The organism is Xanthomonas cannabis pv. cannabis, from assembly GCF_000802365.1.
In the GTDB taxonomy this organism is placed as follows: domain Bacteria; phylum Pseudomonadota; class Gammaproteobacteria; order Xanthomonadales; family Xanthomonadaceae; genus Xanthomonas; species Xanthomonas cannabis.
In genome coordinates, this window is sequence record NZ_JSZE01000112.1 from 1 (window position 1) to 11503 (window position 11503).

Below are 11503 nucleotides of genomic sequence, written 5' to 3' on the forward strand. Positions count from 1 at the left end.
GCTATCACCACGACGAAGCGGCCGCGATTGCGCGGCGCCTGTCCACGCCCGGCGGCGACGATGCGCTCGGCTCGCGCACCGAACTGGCCGCCAAGCTCAAGGCGCGCGCGCGCCTGGGCGAGCAGGCCGACACTGCAGCGCACAAGCCCGCCGCCATACCGCGCACGCCGGCCGAAGATGCCTGCTACGCGCAGCTGCGCAGCCTGCCGTTCGGGACCTGGTTCGAATTCGTGATCAACCAGCAAGGCGACCTGCGCCGGCAACGCCTGTCCTGGTACAGCCCGATGACCGGCCATGCATTGTTCGTCAATCAGCGCGGGCAAAAGATCGGCGAGCACTCGCTGGACGGGCTGGCGCGGCTGATGGCCGGCGGCCAGGCGCGCCTGCTGGTCGAAGAAAAATCCCGCCTGATCGACCGTGCCTGGCATGCCACCGTGCGTACGTTGCGCAGCCTGGCCGGCCACGCTCCCGCAGAGGCCTTGCCATGATCCAGGACACCCGCCGTGCGCCGCGCCGCCAACCAAACGACATGGTGCCGGTGATCGACATGCTCAGCGAAGCGCAGATCGGCCGGGTCGGCAATGTCTCGGAAACCGGCATGCTGCTGCTGGCCTCGGTTGCCCTGCACGACGACGCGCTGTACCAGCTGCGTTTCAGCCTGCCCGAACGCGTTGGCCGCGCCACCGCGATCGACGTCGGCGTGCACCTGCTGTGGTCGGAGGCTGCGCATGCGCCCGGGCAGGCCTGGGCCGGCTTCCGGTTCCTGAGCATGTCCGAGCCGCATCGCCAGCGCCTGCGCGCCTGGATCGCCGAAGAACACATGGCCGGCTGACGCAGCGCACTGCGATTGCGGCAAACTTGCGCATTGCTTCGCATTGCCGATCGAGTCCCGCATGACCCAGCCCTCCTTGAGCCACCTGTATTCCGACCACCTGCGCACGCTGACCGCGCGTGCCGACCAGGCGCTGCAACGCGGCGGCTTCGATCATCTGGTGGTCCCCAGCGGCAGCACGCACTACCAGGTGTTCGACGACCGCGATTACCCGTATGCAGTCAACCCGCAGTTCAAGACCTGGGTGCCGCTGACGCGGGTGCCCGACAGCTGGCTGGTCTACACCCCGGGCCAGCGGCCGACGGTGATCTTCCACCAACCATTCGACTACTGGCACGTGGTGCCCGACGCGCCCAGCGGCTGGTGGGTGGAGCACTGCGACATCCATATCATCCGCACACCGGAACAGGCGCTGGCGCTGCTGCCCAGGCAGGTCGAGCGCTGCGCCATCCTCGGCGAGGCGCGCAGCGCACTCGGCGCCTACGTGCCGAACAACCCGCAGCCGGTGCTCGACTACCTGGACTATCAACGCGCCTTCAAGACCCCGTACGAGCTGGCGTTGATGCGCATCGCCCAGCAGCTGGCAGTGCGCGGCCATCGTGCCGCAGAAGCGGCGTTTCGCGCCGGCCAGAGCGAATTCGGCATCCATATGGCCTACTGCGCGGCGGTCGGCCAGGATGCCAACACGCTGCCATACGGCAACATCATCGCGCTCAACGAGCATGGCGCAGTGCTGCATTACACCGAGCTCGGCCAGCAGCCACCGCAGCCGCTGCGCAGCTTCCTGATCGATGCCGGCGCGTCGGCACATGGCTATGCCAGCGACATCACCCGCACCTACGCCGCCGATACCGGCAGCGAATTCCAGGCCCTGATCGATGCAGTCGACGCCGCGCAGACCCGCATGGGCCAGGCCGTGCGCGCCGGCGTGGACTACAAGCAGCTGCATATCGATGCGCATCTGGCGTTGATGGGCATCCTCCAGCAGTTCGGCATCATCACCGTGTCGCCGGAGGCCGCGCTGGCCACCGGCGTCAGTGCCGCGTTCTTCCCGCATGGCCTGGGCCACCTGATCGGCCTGCAGGTACACGATGTGGCCGGTTTTGCGGCAAGCGACCGCGGCGGCCGCATCGAACGCCCGACAGGCCATCCCTACCTGCGCCTGACCCGCGTGCTGGAACCTGGCATGGTGGTGACCATCGAGCCGGGTGTGTACTTCATCGACATGCTGCTGGACGAAGTGAAGAAGAACGGCCACGCCGCCAGCATCGACTGGCAGCGCGTGGAGCAGTTCAAACCGTATGGCGGCATTCGCATCGAAGATGAAGTGGTGTGCACCGACGACGCGCCGGAAAACCTGACCCGCCCGGTCTTCGCCGCCGCTTGAGCAGCAGGCGCGGCCGACCACACCACGGTGTGCAATGCCGGGCCAGAATGGCGAAAGACCTGAAATGGGCGCCCAAGCGCGCCATCCACCACCCGATCACGCCCCGCTACGCTGCAGCACCACCACACGGAACACTGCCATGAACGACCCACGCCAGAGCGCGCACCCGGACCACGCGATGTATCAGCAGATCGAACGCGGCGTGCATGCGATCGATGCGGCACACGGTCGCACGCCCGATCAGACCAGCGCACGCCTCACCGCCGCCTTGTTGCCGCTGGCCAAGGAAGGCGGGCTGTCGCGCGTGGATCACGTGCTGATGAGCGAAGCAAACCATCGCGGCGTGCACGGCGGCGAGAACGTGTTCGTGGTGCAAGGCGACCCGTCCAATCCGGCGCATCTGCGTGCGCACATGAAAACCGAACAGGCGCTGGGCACACCGGAAGAACAATCGTTCGAGCGCGCACGTCAACTCGCCGGGCCGAGCGAGCCGGTGCAGCACCCCGAACGCACCCAGACGCCGCAGCTGGGCCAATGAACGCAGCCGACAAAGCGCCTGTGCAGTCGCCAGGCGGGCGCAGCTGGTGCCTGGGATCGGCGTAGCACGCGTCCATTGCGGCGACTGCGTTTTGCCTGCGCCTTCATGACGCTCGCTGCGGTGTGTTGGCCGCTGCGACCCTCCCGCGCGCCGGCGGTTACGCGCTGCCGGCCATCACCGCTTCGATCTCGTCGGCGCTGCGTGCCAGTGCATCGGTCAGCACGCGGTGGCCATCGCCGGTGATCAGCACGTTGTCTTCGGTGCGGATGCCGATGCCGCGCCACCTGGGCTCCACCGTGGTGTCGTCGGCAGAGACATAGAGCCCCGGCTCGATGGTGAACACCATGCCGGGTTCCAGCAGGCGCGAGTCGCCAGCCAGCCGGTAATCGCCGACATCGTGCACGTCCAGACCCAGCCAGTGGCCGGTCTTGTGTCGATAGAAGCGCTTGTAATGCCCCTCGGCGATGTTGCGTTCCAGCTTGCCCTTGAGCAGGCCCAGGCGTAGCAGACCCTCGGTCAAGGTCTCCACCGCGGCCAGATGCCCCGCCTCATAGGCCACGCCGGGGCGCGCCTGCGCGAGCGCCGCCGCCTGCGCCGCACCCACCAGATCGTGCAGGGCGCGCTGTGCCAGCGTGAAGCGGCCGTTGACCGGGAACGTGCGGGTGATGTCGGCCGCATAGCCACGGTATTCGGCACCGGCGTCGATCAGCACCAGATCGCCGTCGCGGCTGCGCGCGTTGTTGGCGCGGTAATGCAGCACGCAGGCATTACTGCCGGTGCCGACGATGCTGCCGTAGGCCGGCCACCCATCGGCGGCGCGAAATATGCGCTCCACTTCGGCCTGCAGTTCGTACTCGTGCACGCCCGGGCGTGCCAGCCTCATGGCGGCCAGGTGCGCACGCACGCTGATGTCGGCGGCCTGCTGCATCAAGGCGAGTTCATCGCGCGACTTGAACAGGCGCTGCTCGTGCAGCAGATGTCCCAGCTCCAGGAATTCATGCGGTGGCTGCGCGCCATGACGCACCTGCTCGCGCACCCGCTTGAGCCAGCCGATCAGCTTGAGGTCGAAATCGACATCGCGGCCGAAGTGGTAATAGACCCGGCTGCGCCCTTCCAGCAGACCCGGCAGGATCTCGTCCACATCGTCGATGGGGTACGCATCGTCCATGCCGTAGCGTTCCACCGCCCCTTCCTGCCCCTCGCGCGGGCCGTCCCAGGCTTCGCGCTCGGCATCGCGCTCGCGGCAGAACAGGATGGCTTCGCCGTGCCGGCGCCCGGGCACCAGCACCAGCACCGCCTCGGGCTCGGGAAAGCCGCTCAGATACCAGAAGTCCGAATCCTGCCGGTACGGGTAATGGGTGTCGTGGCTGCGCACGCGCTCGGGGGCGGCGGGCAGGATCAGGATGGCGTGCTCGCCGGCCATCTGCATCAGTTGCTTGCGCCGGCGCGCATACTCGGCCGCGCCGATCCCGGTGAGCTTCTTCATGACGGGACGACGATCAGTTCAGACGTTGGCGAAAACGCGGCCCCATGACGCAGTCGCCATGCAGCAACAGCACCGCCACGCGGACGAATTCCTCGATCTCGGCCAGGGCGGTGTCGTCTTCTTCGCCGGCATCGAAATCGTCGCTGGATGCCTGCGCCAGGCGGGCCAGATCCTGCAGCGCTTCTTCGCCTTCTTCGGTGAGCGCCGGGCGCTGCTGCGCAGCCAGCCCGAAGCCGCCCAGAAACGCGCGGCACCAATCGAACAGCGCATCGGTACGCGCCGGCAACGGGGCGCCATCTTCGACCAGCAGCAGGTCGAACGCGAAGTCGCGGTCTTCCAGCTGTGCCACGGTGGCCTGGCGCAGCCGATCCAGCGCGCCGCCCTGCTTGGGCGCCGCCTGGGCGTTGTCGGCCAGGATGCGGGCCAGCCAGTCGCCACTGTCGGCCCCACCACCGGACAACCACCCGCATAGCCCGCCGTGCAACTCCGCCGCAGAGGACGCCAGCCCGAGCTGACGGCTTTCAGTTTGCACAGCGGTTACGTCAGGCAGATCCATCGGGTCATCCAGGCTAGGAACAGAAGGCACCCGCGCGAGGCGGGCGACGAGACTTTCCAGTGTATCAAGGCCGCCCGTCCCAACCGCGATCCGGTCGCTTCATGCAGCGTTCCATGGGCAGCGCGCTGCAGCGGGCCAGGCCGGCGGCAGCCCTTGGCAGGCTTGGCTTCATGGCGCGTGACCGGCCCGTGAGCGGCGCTTGACCGTGACGCGCGCGCGCCCCTATCGTGAGCGCATGGACAACGCTGCCGCCCTCGCTCAGATCCGCGCACTCGCCGCCCGCGTGGAGGCGCTGGTAGAGCGGACGCAACGGTTGACCGACGAGAACCGCAGCCTGCGCCATCAGCAGGAACAATTGATCGGCGAGCGCTCGCAACTGCTGACCAAGAACGAGCAGGCACGCTCACGGGTGGAAGCCATGATCGTGCGGTTGAAGTCACTGGAGCAGCACACGTGAGCAGCAACGAACCGGTCAGCGTGCGCATTCTGGATCGTGAATACACGGTGGGCGTAACTGCCGACGAACGCGAGAGCCTTACGGCTGCAGCACGCCTGCTGGATTTGCGCATGCGCGAGATCCGTGGCAGCAACCGCATGGCAGCGGTCGATCGTGTGGCGGTGCTGGCTGCGCTGAATCTTGCCCATGAGTTGCAGCAGTTGCGCGACCAACAGGCGCTCTACGATCGTGAATTGGCGAATACGCTGGACAGCTTGAACCGTCGCCTGGACGGCCTGGCCGACACGCCGCGTTGAGCGCGACGTCGCACTGCCGTCGCAAAGATGAATTTTTGCGACCGCGTGCCGACGAATGGGCTAGCCATCGCGCAGCAGAGGTCTATACTTCACCTGCGTTCTCTGCTGTAAACGACAGCGTGCAAAACATTCGCCTTGTCCCTTAATTACGACCACGGGGGCGCGACGAAGCCGGGTGTGCAAGTCCGCCTTGTAGCGGGAAGCCCGATGGCCTCACAACGTCCCCACTTGAACCCCGGGTTCAAGGTCGTTTCGCCCGCATCGTCACCGCGGAGAATGCAAATCTGAAACGGCGCCTTCGGGCGTCGTTTCTTTTTGTGTGTCTGGCGAAGCGTTTGGGCATGACGCCTGCCGCGCGCAGCGATGCAGCCCTTCGTGCCCTGGGGTGCTGCTGCAGAAAAAATTGGCCTGTCGATGATACGGCAACCTGGAGGGCAGCCTCGGGAGCGCACGTGCGCAGCATCATCGGACGGAACGCACGAAGACATCTCCTCTACGCCAAGCGCGTAAGCACCGCGCCCCGCCAACCGGCCACGAGGCGATTGCCCGGCGGCACATCCAGACCTGGCGCCCGACGTTCCGACCGGACGCCGGACGTTCGAACGGGATGTTGAACATTGCGGACATGGCGCTAGGCAGCTGGACGTGGGCCATCGACAATGTGCGCCTTCGACCGTTGCGAGACACCGATGACCCAGGACCGAGACGCGCTGCGTCGGCAGTTGCGTGCGCAACGCCGCAGCCTGCCGGCCACGCAGCGACTGGCCGCTGCCGATGCATTGGCCGAGCGCTTGCTGGCGCTGCCGTTCGCGCCGCAGGCCGGTGCGGTGGCCGGGTATTGGGCGACGGATGGAGAGATCGCGCTGCATCGCTGGCAGCTGAGTTTGCCGGCCAGCGTGCGCTACTGCCTGCCGGTGCTGGACGGACGCATGCTGCGCTTTGCACCATGGCGACCGGGCCAGGGACTGGTCAGCAATCGCTACGGGATTCCCGAGCCGGACGTGGATCTGGCCGACACGCTGGCGCCACAGGACATGGCCTTGGTGGTGACCCCGCTGACCGGTTTCGACGCGGCGTGCCGGCGGCTGGGCATGGGGGGCGGCTGGTATGATCGCAGCTTCGCGTTCCGGCATCGCCAGGCGCCGCCGCCCTGGCTGGTGGGCGTCGGCTTTGCCGCGCAGCAGGTGCCTGCCTTGCCGACCGAATCCTGGGACGTGGGCGTGGACGCCATCTGTACCGAACACGCCACTTTCCCGAAAGACGACAGCCTCTCTGCATGACTGCCCGCAAGCGCTACTGGTTGATGAAGTCCGAGCCGGACACGTTCTCCATCGATGATCTGGAACGCGTCGGCACCGAGCCGTGGAACGGCGTCCGCAACTACCAGGCGCGCAATTTCATGCGCGACGGCATGCAGGTGGGCGACGGGGTGCTCTTCTACCACTCCAACTGCAAGGTGCCCGGTATCGTCGGCATCGCCAAGGTCGCCAGCACTGCGTATCCAGACGACACCCAGTTCGACCCAAAATCCGACTACCACGACCCCAAGTCCACGCGCGAAGACCCACGCTGGATGCTGGTGGACGTGGCGTTCGAGCGCAAACTCAAGCGCACGATTGCGCTGGATGAAATCAAGCAACACGCCGATGCACTGGGCGAAGGCTTTCCGCTGATCGCGCGCGGCAATCGCCTGTCGATCCTGCCGGTGACCGCCGCGCAGTGGAAGCTGCTTTTAGGGCTCGAATAACCGGGATTGGGGCTTGGGGATTCGCTCAATGCCCGCCCGTGTTGCACCGCCTCGACGAATCCCCAATCCCCAATCACCAATCCCGAGCTCCCAAATGTCCGACGCAAAACGCCTGGCCGCCGAGAAGGCACTCGATTACGTGGAAGACGGCATGATCGTCGGTGTCGGTACCGGCTCGACGGTGGCCTACTTCATCGATGCGCTGGGCCGTATCGGACACCGCATCAAGGGCGCGGTCTCCAGCTCCGAACAGAGCACCGCACGCCTGCGCCAGCACGGCATCGAGGTACTGGATCTCAACCACACCGGCAATCTGTCGGTATATGTGGACGGCGCCGACGAGTGCGACCCGAACCGCTGCCTGATCAAGGGCGGCGGTGCGGCACTGACCCGCGAGAAGATCATTGCCGAGGCCAGCGAACGCTTCATCTGCATCGTCGACCCGAGCAAGCAAGTGCCGGTGCTGGGCAAGTTTCCGCTGCCGGTGGAGGTGATTCCGATGGCACGCAGCCTGGTTGCCCGCCAGATCCTGGCGTTGACCGGCGGCCAGCCGGTGTGGCGCGACGGCGTGGTGACCGACAACGGCAACGTGGTGCTGGACGTGCACAACCTGCAGATCACCGATCCGGTGGCGTTGGAGCGCAGCTTGAACCAGATTCCGGGTGTGGTCTGCGTGGGCCTGTTTGCGCGCCGCCCGGCCGATGTGGTGATCGTCGGCGGCACACCGCCACGCGTGCTCTGACGCATGACGCGGACGATGTTCGTGCGCCCGAAGGCGCGCAGACATCCGACACCGGGGCCGCGCCGGCAACGCGGCGTTGCAGGTGGTCTCTTCACAGCGGTGGCCGGTGCGGCGACTCTCTAACGCTGCCCGACCGGCGCAACTTGCTCGCTGTCTGCATACAGAAGTCCGCACGCGGCGCATCTGCAAGCGGACCGTGTCTCCCCGCTTTCAGGCAGATGCAACGCGCTACCGTTGCGGAGCGACCTTCCCGCATCCCGCGCGCTGGGCGAGGCGGCACCGTGGCCGCGCGATGCGCAGCGGGCAATCGGCCCGTCCCGATGCCTTGCCCGGCACCGCACTGCATCGCCTGCTGCCGCGACTTGACGCACGCCGGTGCATGGCAGAAGGTGCGCCATCCCCGCCTCATCGGTTTGCCGCATGCGCCCTGCCCGCTTCTTTGGTCTTGCCTGTCTGCTCCTGCTTGGCGGCTGCGCCAGCGGCGGCTCCTGGGTGGAACTGGCCGGTACGCGCTATCAGGTGGAACTGGCACAGAACGATGCCGACCGGACCAAGGGCCTGATGTTCCGCGACGCCATGGACGAAGACCGCGGCATGCTGTTCATCCACGACCGCCAGGAACCGATGGCGTACTGGATGAAGAACACCAAGATCGCGCTGGATATCCTGTATTTCGACAACCAGCGCCGGCTGGTGTCGCAACAGCGCGATGTGCCGCCGTGCTCGGCCGGCGACGCCTGCCCGCCCTACCCAAGCAAGGCGCCGGCCCGCTATGTGCTGGAGCTCAATGCCGGCCAGGCCGCCAGGCTCGACCTGCAGGACGGCGCCGAACTCGTTTTCAGCCCGGATATTCCCAAGCTGAAGTGATTCACAGCGATGCGGTGTCTCCTGTCAGGAAGTACCGGACTTGAACCCCGCGCCGCTTGCCGACACTCTTGTCAGCATGGTCGACATGCTCCCACTTCCCCATTGGACCGCGCTCGCCAGCCTGGACGACGATGCGGTGCCACTGATGTCCACCGCGTTGCTGATCGCACGCGACGAGTATCCACAGCTGGATGCCGAGCTGTATGACACCCTGGTGCAGAGCCACGTCGAGCACCTGCGCCGCGAGGTGGAGGCGATCGATCTGTGGCCGCTGAAGATGGCGGCAGTCAACCGCTACCTGTTCGATGAACTGGGTTATTCGGGCAATCACGACGAGTACTACGACCCCCGCAACAGCTATCTGAACCAGGTGTTCGAGCGCCGGCTGGGCAATCCGATCTCGCTGGCGATGGTGCAGATCGAGGTGGCCCGGCGCCTGGGCATCCCGCTGGCGGGGGTGTCGTTTCCGGGACATTTCCTGGTGCGCCTGCCGGTCGACGACGGGGTCCTGGTGATGGACCCGTTCAACGGTGGTCGCCCGCTGGGCGTGGACGAGCTGCGCGAGCGCGCGCGCCCGCACCTGGGCGGCGAAATCCCCGACGACCGTGCGCTGGCGCAGATTCTCGACCCGGCACCGCACCGCGCGATCCTGATCCGCATTTTGCGCAACCTGCACGGCGTGTACGCCGATGCCGAGCACTGGGACCGCGCCGCGCGCAGCGCCGACCGCATCCTGAAGCTGGTGCCCGACCAACCCGAGGCGCTGCGCGACCGTGGCATGGCCTATCTGCATCTGGGCCATCGCAATGGCGCCCGCCACGATCTCTCGCGCTACCTGCTACTCAACCCGAGCGCGCAGGACGCGGCCCATCTGCACGAGCACCTGGTGGAACTGAACAGCCAGCGCGCGCGGGCGCACTGAGCCCCCCCGCACTTCTACCCGCTCAGCCGCCACGGCATGGCGCGGCAGGTGGTCGATGCCCGGTCCGGGCAGGCAAGCGGTCAGTCGATCTCCACCATTTCGAAGTCGTCCTTGGTGACGCCGCAATCGGGGCAGGTCCAGCTCTCGGGCACGTCCTGCCAGGCGGTACCGGGCGCGATGCCTTCTTCGGGAATGCCGTCGGCCTCGTGGTAGAGGAACCCGCAGACCACGCACATCCAGGTGCGGTAGGTGGTGGTGGATGTGTCGCTCATCGGATAATCGCGGTCATGCAACGGTGGGGCCAGCATTGTCCCATCCCATCCACCGCTTTCGGAAGCGCTGCCATGCCCCACCGCCTTGACGCCCGCGGCGTGTACCTGATCACCCCGGACGAGCCCAATACCCAGCGCCTGCTCCTGCGCACCGTGCCGTTATTGCCAGCAATCACCTGGCTGCAATATCGCAACAAGCAGGCCGATGGGGCGCTGCGGTTGCGCCAGGCCAGCGCCCTGCGCGAGGCCTGCGCGGCGCACGGTGTGCCCTTGATCATCAACGACGATGCGCAACTGGCCGCGCAGGTCGGTGCACAGGGCGTGCATCTGGGCGAAGACGATGGCGAGGTGGCAGCCGCACGCACGCGGCTGGGGCCGCAGGCGATCATCGGGGTGTCGTGCTACGACGAGATCGAGCGCGCGCGCATCGCCGCCGCTGCGGGTGCCAGCTATGTCGCGTTCGGTGCGTTTTTCCCGACCACCACCAAGCAGACCACCCGGCGCGCGACGCCGGCGCTACTGCAGCAAGCGGCCGAGCTTGGTCTACCCCGGGTGGCGATCGGCGGCATCGCAGCTGCGCAGGTGCCCGCGCTGGTGACTGCAGGTGCCGACCTGATTGCCGTGGTCAGCGGCGTGTATGCGGCGCCAGATCCGGGCGCAGCAGTGCAGGCATATCGCGCAGGATTTGCGTGATAGTGCGGCGAGCGTTGAAGACGATTGATGCTGGCTGCGTTGTAGGCCGTCGCGCAGGATTGATGCCTTGCTTGCACCGGGTACACCGACCATCGTGACGGGCCTTGCCCGCTCACCGTCGCGGGACCCTTGGCGTCCCCGCAATCGGTGAGGACACCGCATCACACACCTGGCTGGTCTTTTTTTAAAAAACGAAGATGCCGCGTCGCCAGCTTGCCGGCTGCTTGTTGAAACCTGTGCGCACCGACCATCTCCACTGGTCCTTGCCCGCCCACCGTCGCGGGACCCTTGGCGGCACGGATGCCGCCACGGAGCTACATGGACGTACTTGCAGCGTGTCCCGCGATGGTGGGCGGGCAAGGGCCCTGCAGCAACGGCGCAGATGATCCGCTATTCGCCTGATCTGTCCGTAGCGAGCAATCAGGTAGCGACAACTGCATCGTGTGTCTCGCGATCGCTTGGCTGTCTTCGAGTCTGGCCGAGGGCGCGGTGCCCTCACCGCTCGCGGGACACGCCGCAAGTACGTCCCTGTAGGCTCGGTAGCGGCATCCATGCCGCCACACGGTCCCGCAATCGGTGAGGACACTACGCCAGACAGTTGGCTGGTGGCTTGTTGAAAAGCTTTGTGGAAAAGCAAAGACATCGCGTCGCAGCTTGCTAGTCGCTGTTGAAATCCATGCAGGCCGACCAACTCGACTGGTCCTTGCC

General features: G+C 66.5%; 15 protein-coding genes and 1 other RNA gene. 13 read left to right on the plus strand and 3 right to left on the minus strand.

The features are described 5' to 3' along the window. From OZ10_RS16645 to OZ10_RS16660, 4 genes are all read left to right on the plus strand, one after another. Window positions 1-488 (plus strand): DUF1631 family protein (locus tag OZ10_RS16645; protein ID WP_039565982.1); only part of this gene is annotated, 488 nt, incomplete at its 5' end. Continuing rightward, window positions 485-832: a PilZ domain-containing protein gene (locus OZ10_RS16650; protein WP_039410418.1), complete on the plus strand. Its 348-nt coding sequence runs from the start codon at window positions 485-487 to the stop codon at window positions 830-832. The genes OZ10_RS16645 and OZ10_RS16650, both read left to right, overlap by 4 nt. A gap of 61 nt (window positions 833-893) precedes the next feature. After that, entirely contained in the window at window positions 894-2219 is a 1326-nt protein-coding gene (gene pepQ, locus OZ10_RS16655) for a Xaa-Pro dipeptidase (RefSeq protein ID WP_039565985.1), read from the plus strand. A 139-nt stretch (window positions 2220-2358) separates the two neighbouring features. Beyond that, window positions 2359-2757, plus strand: a complete 399-nt coding sequence (locus OZ10_RS16660; protein WP_039410424.1) for an XVIPCD domain-containing protein — start codon at window positions 2359-2361, stop codon at window positions 2755-2757. 157 nt (window positions 2758-2914) lie between these two features. Here the strand turns inward: OZ10_RS16660 and OZ10_RS16665 are convergent, their stop codons facing one another. Continuing rightward, on the minus strand, window positions 2915-4243 hold the full coding sequence (locus OZ10_RS16665; protein ID WP_039565987.1) for an aminopeptidase P N-terminal domain-containing protein: 1329 nt from the start codon (window positions 4241-4243) through the stop codon (window positions 2915-2917). 13 nt (window positions 4244-4256) lie between these two features. After that, complete coding sequence (locus OZ10_RS16670; RefSeq protein WP_039410430.1) at window positions 4257-4799, minus strand: YecA/YgfB family protein; 543 nt, start codon at window positions 4797-4799, stop codon at window positions 4257-4259. A gap of 235 nt (window positions 4800-5034) precedes the next feature. On the opposite strand from OZ10_RS16670, the gene OZ10_RS16675 reads away from it, so the two are divergent. From OZ10_RS16675 to OZ10_RS16705, 8 genes are all read left to right on the plus strand, one after another. Further along, window positions 5035-5256, plus strand: a complete 222-nt coding sequence (locus OZ10_RS16675; protein ID WP_039410450.1) for a TIGR02449 family protein — start codon at window positions 5035-5037, stop codon at window positions 5254-5256. Beyond that, window positions 5253-5552, plus strand: coding sequence for a cell division protein ZapA (locus OZ10_RS16680; RefSeq protein WP_039410433.1), 300 nt, complete (start codon window positions 5253-5255; stop codon window positions 5550-5552). Before OZ10_RS16675 ends, OZ10_RS16680 begins: the two co-directional genes overlap by 4 nt. A 96-nt stretch (window positions 5553-5648) precedes the next feature. Further along, window positions 5649-5832, plus strand: a non-coding RNA gene (gene ssrS / locus OZ10_RS20735) — 6S RNA. Window positions 5833-6211: 379 nt separating this feature from the next. Then, window positions 6212-6832: a 5-formyltetrahydrofolate cyclo-ligase gene (locus OZ10_RS16685; RefSeq protein WP_039410435.1), complete on the plus strand. Its 621-nt coding sequence runs from the start codon at window positions 6212-6214 to the stop codon at window positions 6830-6832. Further along, window positions 6829-7299: an EVE domain-containing protein gene (locus OZ10_RS16690; protein ID WP_039410437.1), complete on the plus strand. Its 471-nt coding sequence runs from the start codon at window positions 6829-6831 to the stop codon at window positions 7297-7299. The genes OZ10_RS16685 and OZ10_RS16690 overlap by 4 nt, the downstream gene beginning before the upstream one ends. Window positions 7300-7393: 94 nt before the next feature. Continuing rightward, a complete protein-coding gene (rpiA, locus tag OZ10_RS16695) occupies window positions 7394-8041 on the plus strand; it encodes a ribose-5-phosphate isomerase RpiA (protein ID WP_039410440.1) in 648 nt (215 codons plus the stop codon). Window positions 8042-8461: 420 nt separating this feature from the next. Then, window positions 8462-8908, plus strand: a complete 447-nt coding sequence (locus tag OZ10_RS16700; protein ID WP_039410443.1) for a DUF192 domain-containing protein — start codon at window positions 8462-8464, stop codon at window positions 8906-8908. 40 nt (window positions 8909-8948) lie between these two features. Next, window positions 8949-9830: a SirB1 family protein gene (locus tag OZ10_RS16705; protein WP_039410446.1), complete on the plus strand. Its 882-nt coding sequence runs from the start codon at window positions 8949-8951 to the stop codon at window positions 9828-9830. An 80-nt stretch (window positions 9831-9910) separates the two neighbouring features. On the opposite strand, the gene OZ10_RS16710 is transcribed toward OZ10_RS16705, so the two are convergent. Then, entirely contained in the window at window positions 9911-10123 is a 213-nt protein-coding gene (locus tag OZ10_RS16710; protein ID WP_039410453.1) for a rubredoxin, read from the minus strand. 51 nt (window positions 10124-10174) lie between these two features. Here OZ10_RS16710 and thiE point away from each other — a divergent pair, with 51 nt between their 5' ends. After that, the gene (gene thiE / locus OZ10_RS16715; RefSeq protein ID WP_039565991.1) at window positions 10175-10795 is read left to right on the plus strand and encodes a thiamine phosphate synthase; all 621 of its coding nucleotides are present in this window, start codon (window positions 10175-10177) and stop codon (window positions 10793-10795) included. Window positions 10796-11503: the final 708 nt, after the last annotated feature.